Source organism: Clostridioides sp. ES-S-0005-03 (genome assembly GCF_020658455.1).
In the GTDB taxonomy this organism is placed as follows: Bacteria; Bacillota; Clostridia; order Peptostreptococcales; family Peptostreptococcaceae; genus Clostridioides.
This window is the reverse complement of sequence record NZ_JACVWI010000001.1, coordinates 373,988-393,112: the sequence shown is the minus strand read 5'-3', so window position 1 is coordinate 393,112 and position 19,125 is coordinate 373,988. Positions and strand designations below refer to the sequence as shown.

General features: G+C 25.8%; 16 protein-coding genes. 9 read left to right on the top strand and 7 right to left on the bottom strand.

Features of this window, described 5'->3' with window-relative positions:
• Nucleotides 1-91 precede the first annotated feature (91 nt).
• Nucleotides 92-766 carry an MgtC/SapB family protein gene (locus IC218_RS01845; protein WP_227432770.1) on the top strand — a complete coding sequence of 225 codons (675 nt, stop codon included), beginning with the start codon at nt 92-94 and terminating at the stop codon, nt 764-766.
• 43 nt (nt 767-809) lie between these two features.
• Here the strand turns inward: IC218_RS01845 and IC218_RS01840 are convergent, their stop codons facing one another.
• Entirely contained in the window at nt 810-1,493 is a 684-nt protein-coding gene (locus IC218_RS01840) for a hypothetical protein (RefSeq protein ID WP_227482295.1), read from the bottom strand.
• A 440-nt stretch (nt 1,494-1,933) separates the two neighbouring features.
• Nucleotides 1,934-2,743 carry a MerR family transcriptional regulator gene (locus tag IC218_RS01835; protein WP_227432767.1) on the bottom strand — a complete coding sequence of 270 codons (810 nt, stop codon included), beginning with the start codon at nt 2,741-2,743 and terminating at the stop codon, nt 1,934-1,936.
• Between the two features lie 410 nt (nt 2,744-3,153).
• Between IC218_RS01835 and IC218_RS01830 the strand changes: the two genes are divergently transcribed.
• Nucleotides 3,154-5,388 (top strand): EAL domain-containing protein, encoded by a 2,235-nt coding sequence (locus IC218_RS01830; protein WP_227823703.1) that lies wholly within the window; start codon nt 3,154-3,156, stop codon nt 5,386-5,388.
• 413 nt (nt 5,389-5,801) lie between these two features.
• Nucleotides 5,802-7,535, top strand: coding sequence for a sensor domain-containing diguanylate cyclase (locus IC218_RS01825; protein WP_227823702.1), 1,734 nt, complete (start codon nt 5,802-5,804; stop codon nt 7,533-7,535).
• Between the two features lie 670 nt (nt 7,536-8,205).
• On the opposite strand, the gene IC218_RS01820 is transcribed toward IC218_RS01825, so the two are convergent.
• Nucleotides 8,206-8,376, bottom strand: coding sequence for a hypothetical protein (locus IC218_RS01820; protein WP_227482292.1), 171 nt, complete (start codon nt 8,374-8,376; stop codon nt 8,206-8,208).
• Nucleotides 8,377-8,572: 196 nt separating this feature from the next.
• Here IC218_RS01820 and IC218_RS01815 point away from each other — a divergent pair, with 196 nt between their 5' ends.
• Both IC218_RS01815 and IC218_RS01810 read left to right on the top strand, forming a co-directional pair.
• Nucleotides 8,573-9,559, top strand: coding sequence for a CPBP family intramembrane glutamic endopeptidase (locus tag IC218_RS01815; RefSeq protein WP_227482291.1), 987 nt, complete (start codon nt 8,573-8,575; stop codon nt 9,557-9,559).
• Nucleotides 9,560-9,587: 28 nt separating this feature from the next.
• Nucleotides 9,588-9,905, top strand: coding sequence for a hypothetical protein (locus IC218_RS01810; protein ID WP_227482290.1), 318 nt, complete (start codon nt 9,588-9,590; stop codon nt 9,903-9,905).
• Between the two features lie 701 nt (nt 9,906-10,606).
• Here IC218_RS01810 and IC218_RS01805 read toward each other — a convergent pair.
• On the bottom strand, nt 10,607-10,894 hold the full coding sequence (locus IC218_RS01805) for a hypothetical protein (RefSeq protein ID WP_227482289.1): 288 nt from the start codon (nt 10,892-10,894) through the stop codon (nt 10,607-10,609).
• Nucleotides 10,895-11,842: 948 nt separating this feature from the next.
• Here IC218_RS01805 and IC218_RS01800 point away from each other — a divergent pair.
• A complete protein-coding gene (locus tag IC218_RS01800; RefSeq protein WP_227434323.1) occupies nt 11,843-13,198 on the top strand; it encodes an MATE family efflux transporter in 1,356 nt (451 codons plus the stop codon).
• Nucleotides 13,199-13,309: 111 nt separating this feature from the next.
• Here IC218_RS01800 and IC218_RS01795 read toward each other — a convergent pair whose 3' ends face one another.
• The gene (locus IC218_RS01795; RefSeq protein WP_227434322.1) at nt 13,310-13,960 is read right to left on the bottom strand and encodes a diphthine--ammonia ligase; all 651 of its coding nucleotides are present in this window, start codon (nt 13,958-13,960) and stop codon (nt 13,310-13,312) included.
• A gap of 90 nt (nt 13,961-14,050) precedes the next feature.
• Nucleotides 14,051-14,479, bottom strand: a complete 429-nt coding sequence (locus tag IC218_RS01790; protein WP_227434321.1) for a DMT family transporter — start codon at nt 14,477-14,479, stop codon at nt 14,051-14,053.
• Nucleotides 14,480-14,631: 152 nt separating this feature from the next.
• On the opposite strand from IC218_RS01790, the gene IC218_RS01785 reads away from it, so the two are divergent.
• Both IC218_RS01785 and IC218_RS01780 read left to right on the top strand, forming a co-directional pair.
• The gene (locus IC218_RS01785; protein WP_227434320.1) at nt 14,632-15,180 is read left to right on the top strand and encodes a DUF308 domain-containing protein; all 549 of its coding nucleotides are present in this window, start codon (nt 14,632-14,634) and stop codon (nt 15,178-15,180) included.
• A 118-nt stretch (nt 15,181-15,298) separates the two neighbouring features.
• Nucleotides 15,299-16,240: a TIGR01212 family radical SAM protein gene (locus tag IC218_RS01780; RefSeq protein ID WP_227823701.1), complete on the top strand. Its 942-nt coding sequence runs from the start codon at nt 15,299-15,301 to the stop codon at nt 16,238-16,240.
• Nucleotides 16,241-16,393: 153 nt separating this feature from the next.
• On the opposite strand, the gene IC218_RS01775 is transcribed toward IC218_RS01780, so the two are convergent.
• The gene (locus IC218_RS01775) at nt 16,394-17,338 is read right to left on the bottom strand and encodes a DMT family transporter (RefSeq protein ID WP_227434318.1); all 945 of its coding nucleotides are present in this window, start codon (nt 17,336-17,338) and stop codon (nt 16,394-16,396) included.
• Nucleotides 17,339-17,663: 325 nt separating this feature from the next.
• On the opposite strand from IC218_RS01775, the gene IC218_RS01770 reads away from it, so the two are divergent.
• Nucleotides 17,664-19,085, top strand: a complete 1,422-nt coding sequence (locus IC218_RS01770; RefSeq protein WP_227482287.1) for a sigma-54 interaction domain-containing protein — start codon at nt 17,664-17,666, stop codon at nt 19,083-19,085.
• Nucleotides 19,086-19,125 lie beyond the last annotated feature (40 nt).

Genomic DNA, 19,125 nt, shown 5'->3' with positions numbered 1-19,125 from the left:
CAATCATATAATTTTCAAATGTTACTATATCCACATAAAAAATGTAGTGTTATAGTATATATAATATTACATAAAAGGGGGTGCTAAATAGATGAATAATCATATACTTATTCAATTTGAATATATAGCAAGAATCATTATTGCTGGTTTATGTGGAGCTTTGATTGGATATGAAAGAAAGAATAGGCTAAAAGAAGCTGGAATCCGAACTCATTTTATAGTAGCACTAGGATCAGCACTTATAATCATTGTTTCTAAATATGGGTTTGATGATGTAGTAGGTACTCCAGGTATTGGTTTAGACCCTGCCCGTGTTGCAGCACAGGTTGTCAGTGGGATAGGTTTTTTAGGGGCTGGATTGATATTTATCAGAAATCAATCAGTGAGTGGACTTACTACAGCTGCTGGTATATGGGCGACAGCAGGTACAGGGCTTGCAATTGGTTGTGGATTATACTTACTTGGTATTGTTTCAAGCATTATTATCGTTATCACGCAAATACTACTTCATAGAGATAGGAAATGGATGAAACTCCCTACAGCAGAGCAGGTCTCTCTCAAAATTTCTAACAGCACTGATTCAATCTCATATATTGAAGAAAAATTTAAGCAGTCTAAAATTGAAATTATAAATATGAATATTAAACGCATTGATGGAGATTGGCTAGAAGTAATTATCTATACTAAATTACCCAAAGGATATAAAAAGACAAATCTGTTAAAGTTGTTTAGTGATAATCCTCTTATAGAATCTTTAGAGATATAATATAAAAAATAGACTAGCTAAACACTAGTCTATTTCTTTGTTACTAATAACATATTTTACAAGCTACATATCCATTTGCTTCTGCTTCTTCTCTACTCATTGAAATTGCACCTTCCATATTATGTGCAGTAGGAGAAGAATGATATTTATTTGATTTAGATTTTCCTCCATTTGCATATACAGTTTCAGATGTTTTTTGGTTGTTTGGATTTGATTCTTCAGTTTTAGGATTTTGAACTTGAACGTTTTCAGTTGACTTATCGACGCTTTCTTTATCAAGTTTTTCTGCTTTTTCCTTTTCTTCTTTTTCTTTCTGAGCTAACTCTAACTCCTCTTGTTTTTTCTTTTCTTCTAACTCTTTTTTCTTTTGTTTCTCTAAGTTATCTTTTTCTTCTTTTGCTTTTAATTCTTGTTTTTCTTTTACTTCCTTGTCTTTTGTATCCTGTTCTTCTTTTCTTTTTATTTCCTGTTGCTCATTTAAGTTAGGTTCCGTTGCTACTTTAAACGTTGCTCCCCACCATACCCAATTGAACATTAAGAGTATAAACACTACAAATAGGCTTATAACAACTTTTAATGTTTTTACTATTTTATTACTATTTTTATTTACACTTTTTACTAAAAATAGAATAGACAATAATAATAATGTTAATGGTAATAATAAAATTCCTATAATAACAATTAATATCTTTTGCCAACTTTTTAATACTTTAAACTTCTCAAACATAAATTCCCCTCCAAAACAATAAGTTAACTACTTTATCATCCATGACTATCAATCTAATAAGATTTAAGTCTGATAAATATTGATGTTAATTTTTAATAATCCCTTAATTTTCATCCTATATCCCCCTGTTTATACATTATTAATTAAATTATATAGTAAACAAATAATAAATGTTGTCGAAAATCAAAATTATATATTGTTAATTGGGTATAAAGATAATTATTACTAATTTTCAATCTAAACACTATCTACTTATACTTTAACCAATATAAAACATAATTAAGACTTATTCTTATGTCACACATAGAATGGAAATGAAACAGTAAATATTTTAGAAGTTCTTAAAATACAATTTGCCACCGATTTTATAATAAAGTGGCAAATTGGTGGCAAATTTACATTTTTTTACGTTATTTATTGTCTAGTTTATTAAAATTTAGCTATTTATTTACAGGAACTTGAATTTCAGTTACAAATTCATCTACAATTCCAGTTTCATGTATATCTATTTTATATATCTCTATTGGCGCAGCATTTATTTTATAATTATTTTCTTCTATAAATCTAAATACTTTTTCCATATATATTTTATTATTAGAGTTACTTCCAGTATAATTTAATGTTACATAGTACCCCTCATCAAAAACTATATTATATATCTCCTCATTATCTTCCAAAAAACAAAATACAGACTTAAACTCATTAAAGATACCATTATTGATTGCTTCAATAGAAAAAGCAGAACCAATATTATTATTTCCAAGTATATTAAATCTGTCTTCATATTCTTTTTGAAGCTTTTGAATTAAGAAATCAAAATCCTCATCTCTTTCTATATCAGCATTTAATTCTAAGGCTTTTCTTTTTTCTATATATACAACTTCTATCTCATCTATTTTAGTATTTTGAATCACACTTTCAATTGAACTTAATCTTGTTATGATATTTTCCTTGTGACTTACAAGTTCAAGCATCTTTTTGTCAATTAAATCAAGTTCTTCATTTAATATAGTTTTTGTAGATTCTATACTTCTATCGTCTAAATATTCTTTTATCTTTTTCATTGGAAAATTCAAACTTCTAAATTCTTTTATCAAATTCAATTTCCATATATCAGATATATTATACATTCTATATCCATTGGTATCTCTAAATGGTTTTAGAATTCCTATTTCTTCATAGTACATTAAAGAATCTCTTCCTATACCATATATTTTAGATATTTCTCCTATTTTATAATAATCTTTCATTTATATATAAAGACCTCCATAATTATATTTTTTCTTAAAAATAAATAACTCGTCTATTTCCCTAATTCTATTTTAGAATATACTAAAAAATCGTCTAAAACAAGTTTTCAAAAATAAATTGTATTTTGTTAACTATCTAAATATATCTATATTTTGTTCATTATTCTATTATAATATTGATTATGATGTTTCTGACTCTACGCTTTTCAAAAGATATATTTGACTTTGTATTTACATCTATGCCATTATGTTTTTATATGATATTTTTTATTTCCAAAATATACCTTTATAAATTTAATAATATTGATATATTATTTCAGTATATTGTTCAAATATTAATTAACATTTAAATATTTTTAATATAAACACAGTTAGTATCAAAAAATCAAAGTATCTTATGGAGGAATGCTATGCCAAATTATGATTATATAAAAATGTTAAATAAAAAAGTAGAACTATTGTCTAAAGATTTAGAGAAAAGAAATTGTAAATTAAAAGTCTCAAACGAAATAGATTTTTTTACTAAAATGCCAAATAGAAAATGTATATATCAATATATTGATAATTGTATTTCAAAAAATACTTCTATTGGAATTATGTTATTAAATATTGATAATTTTAAATTATTCAATGATATATACGGATACCTAGTTGGAGAAAATTTATTAATTAATCTCATTCAAAAACTATTGTATTATGTTCCAGAATCTAAAGGAATAGTTGGCCATTTAAAAGGAGAAGGATTTTTGATTGCTATCCCAAATATATCAAAGGAAAAATTAGATGATATGGGAACATCTATTATAAAATCTGCTAGGGAATTAAAAATACAACTTCCTAATGAAAAAGAAGTCTATTCTAATGTTACATTTAGTATTGGTAGTACAGTTTGGAATGGGAAATCAGATGTAACTACTTTAATACTTTTAAATCAAGTATATAGTGCTTTAAAAAAAGCTAAAAGTGAAGGTAAAAATAGATACATTTCATTTGATTTTAATGATAATAATTTTTATAATAAATTAGAAAGTGATAAAGAATTTTTATCAGAAATATCATATGCTTTATTGGATAAACAAATTGAGGTATTTTACCAACCACTTTATAACATAAAAAGTAATACTATAGTTGGATGTGAAGCACTTGCACGCTGGAGACATCCTCTTAAAGGGCTTCTCACTCCAGATAAATTTATATCTTTATTTGAACACTCTGGACTTATAATAGAATTAGATTTATATTTATTTGAAGAAAACTGTAGAAATATAAGAAGATGGATTGATAACAATGATGTTTTTGTATCAATTTGTTGTAATTTTTCTCGTCTTCACTTTTTTAACCCTAATTTTCCAAGTACTTTAAAAAATATTACTGAGAAATACAGTATATCTACATCAAATTTTAGTATTGAAATTACAGAAAATATATTAATAGAAGATACAAATACAATTATTCAACAACTAAACGAATTACGTTCTTTTGGTTTTTCTGTATCAATAGATGATTTTGGCTCTGGATATTCATCCTTTGGTATGTTGCAAAATCTCCCTTTGGATATAATAAAAATTGATAAAATATTTTTATCCCATGACTTAAATGATTTTAAAAATACAACAATTTTGTATTCTATAATAAATATTGCAAGAGCTCTTGGTATGCTTACAGTATGTGAAGGTGTTGAAACAAAACAACAAGTAGAGTTTATCAAAAGCATAAACTGTGACATTGCTCAAGGTTTTTATTATGCAAAACCTATGGAATGTAAGCAATTTGAAAAGTTACTATCTAAAAAAAATACTTCAGATAAAATGTTTATCAAATATTCTGATATAGGAAAATCTTTAATAGAAAAAATCTTTGATGCATTTTTTATTATGCAAGATATGCAAAAACTAAGAGCAAATGTTATTGAAAATATTAAATGGTTTGATTTTTATAACAAAAAAGAACTTATATCTTTTTCTGAGGTGATAGAACACTTTGAAAAACATATCAGAGGTAAAAAATTTTCTATTCTTTATAAAAGCATAACTCCACATGATGTTGGTTCAGATTCATTACTAATTAGTGGAGAAGCTGTTTTATCTGATGAAACTACTGATTATCAAAAATATAGTAATTTCTATTTTAGTGCAAATTGTATTATTTCAGAAAATAAATTAATCTTAACAAAAATACATTTAGATTTAATTAAAACTGCTGGTTATATAAATGAATTTGAATCATATTCAATACCTAAAATGACAAACACTCATCTCGATGAAAGTAGTACTTTATCACAATTTTATTCAATGCTACCTGTAGGTATCATTCGCTATGATTTACTTGGTGATATGATTATTACATATATGAATGAGGAAATGTTTGATATTATAGGTTATACAAAAGAACAATTTTTTGGTGAAATGAGTGGCAACTTAAGAGCAATTGTTCATCCAGATGATTTAGATTTTGTTTATAAAAAAAGTTTAGAAATGATTGACACAAATAATATTAATCCTTTTTTATACAGATTTATAAAGCGTAATGGTCAGATTGTTACAGTTATGTATAAACAATGTAATCTTTCTGCAATTGATGGAAGATCTATTGCACAAGGTATGTATATAGATGTTGATAAAATAAAAAATTTAATAGATATTTAATTTTAACTGTCTCAACTATAAATAAATTACAAATACTGTTATAGATTTATTAAATTAAAATTCCAATTTATGTATAATTAATAACAATCGTTCGACAAATTGATGATAAAATTCCCACTATGTGCTATAAGTTAATATATAATGCAATAAAATTAATTTAAATTTAAGGCACTAAGCTATTTAGAGTAACTATTTTTGATTTATTTGTGTTTTTATAATAAAATCATTTGATGCTATAAATCAGAGTTAACATAGATAAAATAAGTTTTTATATAAAAAACCTACTTTTACTTAAAATATTGCATAAATTTTTCTTATTTCATAGAAATGTCATAGTTCAACAAAGTTTTCTAATTTAAAAGCATTAATGTATAATATAATTAATTTATATAATATTAAGAAAGGGGAATATCATGAGCACACTCTCAAAAAAAGCACCTGAATTGGTAAGACATATTTTAATGAGTTTTTATGTAAATCGAGATATTAATGAGGTATTAAGATATCTGTCAAAAGATATTACTTGGATTGGTCCAGGAGAACAAGAGTTTCTCACTTCTTTTAATGAAATAAAAGACTATTTTTATGCTGGTCAAAATGAAGTCCCTTCTTGTGATATGAATAATGAAACATTTGAAGTTGTAAGTGAAGATAAATATAGATGTATTGTAGTAGGAAAATATACTATTCGTACTAAAGAAAATGACCAAATGATTTTAGAGGTGTGTCAGCGTTGTACATTTGAAATAATTGAAAATAATGGACAGTTATTGGTGAGACATATGCACATATCAAATCCATATAGTGAAATGCAAGTTGATGAATTCTTCCCTAATAAAATAGGAACACAAAGTTATGATTATTTGCAAAGATTACTAAAGGAAAAAACAGAAGTAATTGAAATGATTACCAATAATATCAATGGTGGATTAAAAGGAAGTAATGATGATGATACATATTCATTCTTCTATGTCAATGAAGGATTACCCAAAATATTAGGATATACATACGATGAGTTTATTGAAATGAGTGGTGGCTCTGCAGTAGGTGCTGTATACCCACCAGATTTACCTAAAGCACTAGAAGATTGCCAACGTTGTTTTGCAAAAGGCACTACCTATTCATCTGAATATAGAATACGTAAAAAAGATGGAACATTAATGTGGGTATTAGACTCTGGAATGAAATCCTTAAATAGTGATGGTATCGTAAAAATTAATAGCATTATTACAGATATCACTCAACTAAAAAATATAGAGTCTGAATTAAAGTTAGAGAGAGAACGCTATCGCATTGCTTTACAAAACATTACAGATATTATGTTTGAATATGACATTGAAAACGATAACTTTATGATATATCAACGAGTTGAAATAGACCGAAAAATTGAACTAGAAAATTTTGAAACGAAAAATTATTCTAACATATTGAAAGATGGAAAAAGCATTCATCTTGATGATATTGGTAAATTATTAGAAGTACTTCGCGGAAATCTTCGTGAAACAATTGAAATACGACAGTTAGAATCATTAACTAAAGATGAATGGAGATGGATTCGTGTTCAATGTTCAGTTATTTATGATGGTGATCATAATCCAATCAAAACAATTGGCGTTTTGAAAGATATAACTGAAGACAAATCTAAATTAGAAAAATTAATTGCTCAAACTCAACGAGATCCATTAACACAGCTTTATAATCAAAAAGCATCAGAAAATTTTATAGATGAGTATCTTAACAGTACTAAACAAAAAAATAATGAAGCTTTAATGGTCATTGACATTGATGACTTTAAAACTGTAAATGATTCTTTTGGACATTTAGAAGGAAATGAAGTTTTAGTTGCTGTTTCAAAAATATTAATGCAAAATGCAGATGATAAGGATATAGTTGCTCGTATTGGCGGAGATGAGTTTATGATATTTATGAAATCGTTGACAAAGGATTTTGTAATAAAAAGTATTAATGATATTTTAACTGATGTAAGCAAAATAAAAGTAAAAAACAATCATCAAATAACATTAAGTATTGGTATCGCTTTTGCTACAGATTCAAGTAAATCATATAAAAACTTATTTTCTAAAGCAGATGAAGCTTTGTATTTAGCAAAAGCAAGTGGTAAAAATTGTTACAGAATATGTGAATAATATATTTATTTAACATATTCCATATTAATATAAATTTAATTTATAAGATATATACTTTTATAAATGCTATAATGAAGCACTGTAAACAGTAAATTCTTCCCAAGTTAAGTTATTACAATCAATATAATTTTTAATAATTCAACTTCTTTACTATATGCTCCAATCCTCTAACTACTACTTATATATTAAACTTTCTGAGGTTAACATATAGACCTCTTTACTGGTTTTTATACTATCTTTTAATCTTATACATATTTTATATATAACGAAATATTTTTGTATAAAAACATTTCGTTATATATAAGTTTCTAATTTTATAATCAATAATATAAGTTAAAATATTTGTCAATTTAATAAGATGTATTTTTAATTTGTGTTATTGTTTATAAGTCATCTCGATGATATACTGAAATTATTTAAAACATCTTTCATATGCTTAAAGAATAAAAGTACTATGAAAACAAAAAATTTAAAGAATATCCCCCTTTTACTGACAGTTTTTTCTTGGCATCAAAAGATGGAAATGCGATTTTTCCAAATGTCAAAAAACTTGATATTTCAGGAAGTCGCTACTTTAAATCAATTAATAAACTTAAAATACCTCTAAATCTAGAATCTTAATCAACATTTATAGTATATTCAAGTTGTAGTGCTAAGTTTACCCATTTACTCAAGTATCTAAATCTATTGTTAACTCTTTTTCATACTTTTTATAATTTTTTAATTTTTCTACTTCCACTTCAAGTAAATTGGATAAAATATTTTCATTTATGCTATCTTCATTGATTAATTTATTAAGTAAATGTTCTATATAATTACTATCTATCTTTTTTATTTCCATAAAAATTAGCCCTTCTAAATAAAATTTTATTAATTTATTTTTATTATATTATATTTGAAATTAAATCAATTTGTATTTGTAATTTTTTAGACACTCTTTATACTTATACTACTGCTATACTTTGATTAGGAAAATTAAATCTAATATAATTTTGTGATTATTTAAAAAAAGTCATATCTTAAAGGAGGTTTTTCTATTGAAGTTAAAAGAAAAATGGATTGATTTATTAAACCCAAAATATATTGAAAACGAGGAAAAAAGAAATAAAATACAGATTATAATATTTTTTTCTATAACTTTTGGTTTAACTTATTTATTAGGTTTTCTATTATATTTCAATAAGTTTATTGACCCAGAAAATTTTGGATTATTTATGATGATATTGCCCTTATCCTCAGTTGCAATCGCAAAATTTTATACAGAAGGAATGACTAATGATAAATATAAATTTTATTCATTAATAATATTATTTTTTCTAATTTACTTATTTTTACTTATTATTGAATTATTAAACTTAATAAATAATCAGCAATTTCAATCATTAAATACTATATTGGTTATTATAAGTAGTTTATCTATTATTCTTTATTCTGACAGTATAAAAGATTTGTCTCCTATAAAAAATATTAAAGTAGGTTGTTTATTAATTTTTTATTTCATGTTTTCCAAAATTATTCCAGAATCACTTAGCCTAATAATACAAGGAAATCAACCTAACTATGAAGGTATTTTTAATTATATATTCTCTTCTATGATGTTATTCTTATATATATACCCTTTTTTTGGTGAAGAATATGGTTGGAGAGGATTTTTGCAAGATATATTTTTTGATAGATTTGGTAAAAAAATTGGTATTCTAGCACTAAGTATGTGTTGGAGTTTGTGGCATTTACCTCTAATATTTACATTATATACACCCGAAACACCAGTATTAGGCTTAATAACTCGCTCAATATATATATTTGGAATTTCAATATTTTTAGGATATGTATACATGAAGACTAAAAATGTATGGTTTTGTGCTATAATCCACGCTTTAAATAATACATCTTTTCTTATATCAGGTTCTAGTATTACCTATTGTTCAACTATTACTTATTCTGATATATTAGAAATATCCATACTTATTTTAATTTTTTATGTTCCATTTCTATTTACAAAAGAATATAAGCAAAACATATAAAAATTATTATGTAAAGGAGATATACTATATGAACTTTTGGAATACCTATCTTATATTTATTGGAATAGGAATTATAATATTAACTACAATAATATACTTAATTAAATATAAAATTATTTTTTGTAGTGAAAAATATTTTAATAAATTAGAATCAATGTATGGAAATATAGATAAAAAAAGAATTGTTAAGTTGGAAGTACTTTATCGTTATGTAATAGGACTTGAGTACATAGTTATAGGTTTATTCATAAGAAAATTAGATGTTGCAATAATAGCATTAATATTAGTATCTATTATAACAATAGTATCCTATTATCTAGTCAGAAAGAAATATATAACTGTATAAATTATTTATAATAAAATGCTAATATAAGTGATAATCAAAAGAAGGTGATATGATTACTCTATCACCTTTTGCTTAGTCTAATATTGTATGATTTCATTCTGTTTTTGTTAACTAACTCTATTTTTATATAAAATCGTTCAACAAATTGCTGATATAAACTCTTAAATATGCTATAAATTAAAGTATATTATTTACAGAATGTAGATGAACTAAGGAAGGATTTTTAATATGCCTAAATCTAATAATGAGATATATAATATGGATGAATTGAAAAAATTCATAAAGAGGAAATAATTGATATAGAAAATATTATGATTATAGTTTTAAATTTTATAATAATATGAAAGAAATGAACTCTATTGAAAATATAAGAAAAGGATAGAATTAAGTCATCCTTGAAATCTAAAAATAACCCTGTAACCTCATTTTATATTACTTTGTATGTAGCATTTTTAACAACCTTCTTTGTAATTATAATTAGTAAATTAAAAATATACTTTATTATCATTGAAAGTTTTATCTTGATTTTCTTTATTCTTATTCTAGGTAAAGCAAATAAAAAATCAATAGAGTTTAAAGAATACCAGATATATTGCATGACTTCATTACAAATGTTGGATGACATGGAAAATAAAAAATTTATAGAAAGAAAATATATAAAAAGAAGGTAACAAATAACTCTAGTTGCTACCTTCTAACCATCAATTCTTAAGTTTTGATATACTAAAATTTTCAACTTGAGACTTAAATAACTGCTCAATCTCGTCAATTATACTTTGTATCTTATTTTCATGTTCTAAATCATAATATATATTTATCTCACCGATGCTATTTATACTTATAGAATATTCTTTTCTTTCTATTATACATATGCTTCCACAATCTGATAAATCATTCTTGTATATTGATTTTAATTGTCTTTTTATCTTGAGAAAGTCTATCGCTGGATAAATATTATTTGGATAAAAACTCTTATCATTTATTAACATCTTATCCACCCCTTATCATTCTATTTATTAAATTTATACCTTAATCAAAATCATATTAAACATATTTTCCATATTTTTCATAATTATTTATAATAAAATATTAAATCTATAATTTGGCTTTTACAAACTCTCTAGCCTTATCCATTGTAGACCACACATCATTGTCATATATCTGAGTGAATTTTTTTCCTATAATCTTACTCATTTCTTTTATTTTATTGCAAGTTACTCCACCAATTACATACAGATTTTGTGTTTAATGTGGCTTATAGGCTTCTATATCTGTAACTAGATAACTTTCTTTTACTCTCTTGTAATATAGTCCTAAAATGTCTGCTGATACTTTATCATCACCACTATAAACAATTGTTTATACATTTGCTTCACATCATTATTTACAATACTCTTATTTAATATACCTTCTACAATTAACTTGGCCATACTTTCATATACAAGTTTTTTAGTTCTCTAATAATCTTCTTTATTGTCACAGAAAAAACTTTCAATTAACATTGCTGTAGGCTTTGAATCATTTAAAATATATCCACTAATATTGGTGCAACTCCAAGCAAAATAAATAATTCAAATTCTAAGTTTTATACAAAACAAGAAGCACAATTGTTATTAGAAAAATAGAAAAATATCCTTATAGGTATACCAATTTTTCTGATGCTAACTCTTGGATTGCATTTTGGTAAAGCTGTATCACTTAGATGGTCAGTTAAAATACTTTTTTTCTATTTGTCAGTTAAATGTCAGTAATATAGATAATACAATTTACTTATAAAACATTTAAAATCACTATTGTTTAATAAAATTTATAATTATTTACTATTTGCTGTTGACATTAGTACTATACTATAGTTTATCATCTATATTAGTAATAAATAAAATTATTAATTAATAGTTTCATAATTTTTATAATAGCTTTACAAGGAGTGATAATAAATGGATACAAAAATATCTATAGACGAAAACATAAGTTTGGGCAAAAGGTTTTTTAAATACTTAGCTCCATCTGTAGTTGCAATGTGGGTTTTCTCATTATATACAATGGTTGATGGAATATTTGTAAGTAAAGGAGTTGGAGAATTAGCCTTAGCTGCTGTTAATATATCTATGCCTTTTATTAATTTTATATTTGCGGTTTCTTTGTTATTTTCAACTGGTGCATCTACTATAATCGCAATTTATCTAGGAAAAAAAGATATCAAATCTGCAAATGAAGTTTTTTCATTTAATTTAGTATCAATAATTATACTATCATTAATTATATTGGCAGTAACCTTTTTTAACTTAGATAGATTGGCATTATTTTTAGGTGCCACAGAATCTACAATTGGTATGGTTAAAGACTACCTAGGAATAATAATATTTTTTAATGGTTTCTTTATAGTTTCCTATTCTTTAGAAGTTATAATAAAAACTGATGGATTCCCAATATTGGCTACTGTTGGTGTTATAATATCAGCCCTTACAAACATCATACTAGATTATTTATTTGTAATAGAGTTTGGATGGGGTGTAAAGGGTGCTGGTATTGCGACTGGTTTGTCTCAAGTTTTTTCTACTGTTTTTTTCTTAATACACTTTTTTAGAAAAAACTCAACTTTGAATTTTTCTAAATTTAAGGTTAATTTTAAGACACTTAGAAAAATTCTCTTTATAGGTTTCCCTGATTCAACTACTGAATTAAGCTGCGGTATAGTTGTTTTACTTTTTAACTTGAGTCTTACTAAATATATAGGAGAAAATGCGCTTATTTATTATAGTGTTATAAACTATATAAACACATTGGTTCTTATGACTATGATGGGTATCACTCAGGGTATGCAACCACTTACTAGTTTTTATTATGGTGCAGGAAACATAGATAATGTAAAGAAATTATTGAAGATGGGTGTAAAAGCTACAATAATAGCTTCAATAGCTGTATTTGCAATCTGTATGACTTTTTCAGAACCAATAGTTTCTCTGTTTATTCACCCAGAAGAGACTATATTATTCAATGAAGGGGTTCGTGTATTTAAAATATTCTCTATATCATTCTTATTAGTTGGATTTAATGTAATAATTTCAGGATTCTTTGTTTCAGTAGAAAAACCATCAATTTCTACAGTTATATCTCTTGGTAGAGGTCTTATAATCGTCTCTCTAAGTTTAATTGTAATGATACTAATGTTTGGTGGTCAAGGAATATGGATGACTACTATTGTTTCTGAATTTATATGCCTTATTGCATCAATAATTTTCTTAAAGAAGAATTTTTCTACATTAGATTCTAGTCTAAAAAAAATAGCTTAAACAAAAGTAGCAATAATAATATATAAAATACAGAATACCTATTATACAATCTTGCAAACATCAATACTTTGCATACATTAAGATTGTATAATAGGTATTTTATTTATGTACTTATTTTATTTCTAAATAACCATAACCATCTTTTATTACATTTCCTTTTACTTCATATTCTACAGGAGTTCTAAATACTGGCCCATCTACTACAAATGTATGATATTCTCCATGCTCTCCACATGGGTCTGAGCCTGTTTCTTTTATCTTTTTCACAAGTTCTCTGGTTAATTTTTTTCCTAGAAATTCCTCTCCTAAATGCTTTAAGTTTACTTTTGTTATGACACTACAAAATCCACTATCTATAAATTCATATACCAATTCCTCTCTACTTTCTTGCCACAATGGTAGTTCTACCTTCATACCAACTGCATCACATCTGTCAGAGTCCCACTTTTTGTGACTTTCTATATCTATATCTCCATATGCACATATTGTTGCTCCCATGTTTTTAGCTTTTATTAAAGCTCTCTCAAAACTCTCTTCATACCCTTCTACTCCACATTCAGCAACTAACAAAGGTAGTCCAATACTATCACTTACTTGTTTAAGCATCTTATGCTCTAAGTTATGAGTCCATGATTTTCCATGTTCTTCACTTATAGTTGTCAAGAGTGCCACAGGCTTATATCCTTTTTCCAACATTCTATTTAATGCTAATATACTATCTTTACCACCACTAAATGACATTACAAATTTTTCATCAGCCATTCCTAACACCTCTTTCTTTTAACTTTACTTACTATCCTAATTATACCAAATTTTTAAGTTATATAGCAAATTATATAGTATTTTAAATCATTAGTTTACTATAAAGAATGTACCTAAAATTAAAAGTATAACCCCTATGTATTTGTATAAATGCATTGTTTCTTGTCCCAAAATCACACTATCAATAAAAAAACCGATTAGAACTTGAGATACAAGTGTTAATATAAGTGTATTTGATACCCCTAAGTTTGGAATTGCTTTTACTGTAAAATATATTATTAGCCCTCCAAATACTCCTCCTAGCAATAACTTATAATTAAAACCATTTAAAGATACTAAACATTTTAAATCTCCAGCAACTATTATACTTGCAAGAAAAAATATTGCTCCTACAGTCAAACTTATAAAGGTGGCAACCAATGCTGTTGTACTCTTACCTAATTCTCCATTTATAAAAGCTTCAAGAGCAGTAGACCCACCCGCCAATAATGCAAATATTATTGCCCATAATTTTGTCATGGACAAACCTCCTCCTATATAATTCTATTAATAAGAGTTTATGATACAACCTATTAATTAATTACTAACTAGAGTTTTATTTTTATACTATGTGGCTTTATTTGAGTATAAATTTCTGTTATAATTGTTCTATTGATTTTGGAGGTGATTTTATGTATACAAATTTTAATATCAATTTTGATAACTTTAATAAAAAGGAAAATGCTACTAAATTTATGATAATGGGAGTGTTACTTGTTATATTAGGATTCTTGTGCCTTACGTTTAAGACTCTAGGTATAAAATTAATTTCTTGGACTTTTGGAGTTGCACTTTTATTCTTTGCATATTTAAATCTTAAAAACATTAATGAGTTAAAAAGATATGCTACTAAAGAAGAAATTAAACCATCTACCAATGTTCAATGGATTCTAATAATTACATGTATACTACTTTTTATATTTCCTCAAAAAATACAGAGTATTTTCTCATTACTTTTGGGCTTTTATTTAATTTTTAATCAACTCGTAGTGTTTGTAAATAGTAAAAATAATCCATATTCTAAGTTTACAACTTGGAATATAGTTAAAACTTTATTTGGTATATGCCTTATATTGTCACCACTATTTTTATCTAGATTTATAGTCTCAATAATGTCATTTTTTATAATATTATTTGGACTTGCTCTATTTTTTTCTGGAAACAAATCTAGAAAGTATTAATTATTTTGTTGCTTTATTCTTCATTACTTAAAATAGAATTTGTTTAAGTCACCTATTTGTGGTAATATGTTTTTTGTACAAATTTAATGTACAATTTTATTAGAAATAGGTGATTACTTTGGATAAATTTAAATATGCTTTTGATAATAAAAGATATCATACTTGGAATTACTACCTTAGAAATACATTTGGAGAAAAAGTCTTTAAAGTATCAATAAATGCAGGATTTACTTGCCCAAATATTGACGGAAGTATTGGCTATGGTGGTTGTACTTATTGCAGTAAAGAAGGTTCAGGCGACTTTGCTGGAAATCCTAAGGATAATCTTATTAATCAATTTTATAATATAAGAGAAATGATGTTAAAAAAATGGCCTCATGCTAAATATATTGGCTACTTTCAAGCTTATACAAATACTTATGCACCTCTTGAGGTTTTAAAAGATAAATATGAAACTATACTATCTCTTGATGATGTTATAGGCCTTTCAATCTCAACAAGACCTGACTGTTTACCAGATGATGTAGTTGATTATCTATCTGAACTTAATAAAAGAACTAATCTATGGGTTGAACTTGGACTTCAGACAATTCATGATTCTACATCTAAAATTATAAATAGAGGACATGATTATAAAACATTTGTTGAAGGTGTTGAAAAATTAAAGGCTAAAAATATAAAAGTAGTTGTACACATTATAAATGGTCTACCTGGTGAAGATTATAATATGATGATGGAAACTGCTAAGGCAGTTGGCAAAATGAATGTGGATGGTATAAAAATACATCTATTACATGTTATAAAAGATACTCCTATGGAGAAAATGCTTCAAAATGGGATGTTAACTCTTATGAACCAAGATGAATACATTAATCTTGTTTGTGACCAACTAGAAATATTACCTGAAACTATGATAATTCATAGACTTACTGGCGATGGTAAAAGAGATGAACTGGTTGGACCTTTATGGAGTTTAAAAAAATGGGAGATTTTAAATCAAATTGATGATACATTAAAATCTCGAAACTCCTATCAGGGGTGTAAATTTATTCAAGGTTAAATAAATGATTAAAGATAACATAATAGCTATAGATAGCTTTATATAAACATAAATCTATCTATAGTTATTTTATTGTTTCCAAAGCAAATTTCATATTAAAAATTACAATGAAAAATACCCCTATATAAATATATAAGGACAAAATACACACTCTTAAATACTTTCTGTTTTCTCAGTTTGTTTTAATTTATTAGACTTATAGAACATTTTTATTCCATCATAAGAAAGATTAAGTGCTATTACAGCTGATATCAACATTAACATCACTCCAAACAGCTTTCCTATAGAAAAACTTTCTCCTAGCATAGTGCATCCAATTATAACAGAGCCAACTAATTCTACTGATGCTACAACACCTGCAACAGATAACTCTACACCTTTAGATATACCTGCTGCATAAAAAATATATGCAAGTGCCGCTGGAACAACCCCTAACATCAACATACAAGATAAAATATTTAAATCTTTAGCATAGGTTAATATTTCCCATGGTCTAGCAGAAGGAATCATAAATATCGCTCCAAATAAAAAGCTGTAAACTAATATTGTTGAACTTGAAAATTCTTTTAAGGCATTCTTACTAATAGTTGGCATAAGTGCATACGCTATTGCAGATAATATTCCAAGCAATAATCCCATAGTACTTAAGTTTTGAAAATTTAAACTTCCACCAGTTACTGCCATAATAGCTCCAATAAAGCAAAAAATCAGCGAAAATATTTTACTTCTAGTAATACTCTCTTTATAAAAAAATTTTGAAAATACAGCTAAAAACAATGGCGATGTATACAATAAAACTGCTGCTACAGATACACCTACAGTATCAATAGCTTTAAAGTAACATAAATTAAACATAGCTTGACATATAATTCCTATTATTACTGAATAAATAATTCCTCTTTTGTTTATTTTCAAAATATGTGGTGTTCTTATAGCTGAATAAACACCTAAAACTATAAATCCAAAAAATAATCTTGTAAATGCTACTTGTTCTGATGTCAATCCACTTCCCATCAGAAACTTTCCAAACAACCCAAGTGTAGCCCATAAGATTCCTGCTGTTGCTATAAATACATACCCTTTACTTTTTTCTCCCATCTTAAATACCCCTCTACTATTATTTAGTCAATACACATCATTTTTATCAAGCAAAAACCATGCCACTTTTATTTTATTTATATCGACACTAAAAACTTAGAATTTGCAACAATATTACTAGTTTTTCAACTTTTCTATAGTTATTTCAAGTATATTTTAAGTTGATTTAGACTCGCTTTAATTGTAAAATAAGTTATATATAACTTATTCAAAGTTAAAATAGACTGAAGTTTATGTATTATATAAAGATTATACTTTTAATTATATTTAATAAATTAAATATATTTTAATATATCATTAAAAATTTAGGGGGACAATAGGGAAAATGGATTTAGATTTAGAGTTTTATAAAAAAATATTAGAGGCTTCTCATGACGAAATATGTGCATCTGATGATAAAGGTATAATAATATATTGTAATAAGGCATTTGAAGAAAATTATGGTCTAAAAAAAGAAGATATTTTAGGAAAAAATGTTTCTTTCTTAGAAGAATCTGGATATTCAACAAAAAGCCCCATACCAGTAGTATTGAGAACAAAGTCTAAATTTTCACTTGAACAAGATACTCAAACAGGAAAAAAACTTATTATAACTGCAAGTCCTGTATTTGATGAAAATGGTGAGCTAGAATTCACTGTTGAAAATTGTAGAGATATAACCGAACTTAATAATATAAAAAATAAACTTGAAGATACAAAAAAACAAGTAAAAAAATACAAATCTGAAGTGGAAACACTATATAGAACCGCTCTTAGGATTGAAGATACAGTAATTATGGATGGCATAGTTATGAGACCTATTATGAATACAGTCAACCATGTTTCTAAAACTGATGTAAGTGTACTATTATTAGGAGAATCTGGAACAGGAAAGAGTTCACTTGCTAGATATATACATCACAATAGCAACAGGTCAAGTGGTCCATTTATAACTATAAACTGTGCAACCATATCTCCACAACTACTTGAATCTGAACTTTTTGGATATACTTCAGGTGCTTTTACAGGTGCAAGTACCAAAGGTAAAGTTGGTCTTGTAGAATTGGCTAACGGAGGAACTCTTTTTTTAGATGAAATAGGTGATATACCACAAAATCTACAAGCAAAATTTTTACAATTGATACAAGATAGGACTTTTACTCCAGTCGGAAGTTTAAAAAATAAAAAAGTTGACATAAGAATTATATCCGCTACAAATGCTGACTTAATTTCTAAAGTAAAAGAAAAAAAATTTAGAGAAGATTTATATTATAGATTAAATGTTATAGAAATAAAACTCCCTCCACTTAGAGAAAGAAAGGATAATTTAGTAGAGATTATAAAATATTATTTTAATAGATATTCAAGTGACTTTAATCTAAACAAGACAATTTCAAAAGAAGCTATAAGTATTATTGCAAACTACAGATTTCCAGGTAATATAAGAGAGTTACAGAATATAATTCAAAAAATCTTACTTACTTGTAGAGATAATCATATAACAACAGACGATTTACCAAGTATACTCACTAAAAATGTAAATATTGTAAGTTATGGAAATAACCCTCCAACATACACAACCAATGTAGATAATTCTCTACATATTGATTATAAAAACAAAAACTTTGACACCTTGATTATGGAGTATGAAAAAAATGTAATTTTGGATGCTTATGAGAAATTTGGTAGTTCTTATAAAGTAGCTAGACAACTTGAAATTTCTCAATCCAAGGCTAATAGGCTAATTAGAAAGTATACTAATACTTAATTTTAAATTTGATAAATAAAAACTTAACATTATTTACATA

Bases quoted from the DNA above. Each gene is read 5' to 3' on its own strand.
- IC218_RS01845 (WP_227432770.1), top strand. From the start codon at position 92: ATGAATAATCATATACTTATTCAATTTGAATATATAGCAAGAATCATT.
- IC218_RS01840 (WP_227482295.1), bottom strand. From the start codon at position 1,493: ATGTTTGAGAAGTTTAAAGTATTAAAAAGTTGGCAAAAGATATTAATT.
- IC218_RS01835 (WP_227432767.1), bottom strand. From the start codon at position 2,743: ATGAAAGATTATTATAAAATAGGAGAAATATCTAAAATATATGGTATA.
- IC218_RS01830 (WP_227823703.1), top strand. From the start codon at position 3,154: ATGCCAAATTATGATTATATAAAAATGTTAAATAAAAAAGTAGAACTA.
- IC218_RS01825 (WP_227823702.1), top strand. From the start codon at position 5,802: ATGAGCACACTCTCAAAAAAAGCACCTGAATTGGTAAGACATATTTTA.
- IC218_RS01820 (WP_227482292.1), bottom strand. From the start codon at position 8,376: ATGGAAATAAAAAAGATAGATAGTAATTATATAGAACATTTACTTAAT.
- IC218_RS01810 (WP_227482290.1), top strand. From the start codon at position 9,588: ATGAACTTTTGGAATACCTATCTTATATTTATTGGAATAGGAATTATA.
- IC218_RS01805 (WP_227482289.1), bottom strand. From the start codon at position 10,894: ATGTTAATAAATGATAAGAGTTTTTATCCAAATAATATTTATCCAGCG.
- IC218_RS01800 (WP_227434323.1), top strand. From the start codon at position 11,843: ATGGATACAAAAATATCTATAGACGAAAACATAAGTTTGGGCAAAAGG.
- IC218_RS01795 (WP_227434322.1), bottom strand. From the start codon at position 13,960: ATGGCTGATGAAAAATTTGTAATGTCATTTAGTGGTGGTAAAGATAGT.
- IC218_RS01790 (WP_227434321.1), bottom strand. From the start codon at position 14,479: ATGACAAAATTATGGGCAATAATATTTGCATTATTGGCGGGTGGGTCT.
- IC218_RS01785 (WP_227434320.1), top strand. From the start codon at position 14,632: ATGTATACAAATTTTAATATCAATTTTGATAACTTTAATAAAAAGGAA.
- IC218_RS01775 (WP_227434318.1), bottom strand. From the start codon at position 17,338: ATGGGAGAAAAAAGTAAAGGGTATGTATTTATAGCAACAGCAGGAATC.
- IC218_RS01770 (WP_227482287.1), top strand. From the start codon at position 17,664: ATGGATTTAGATTTAGAGTTTTATAAAAAAATATTAGAGGCTTCTCAT.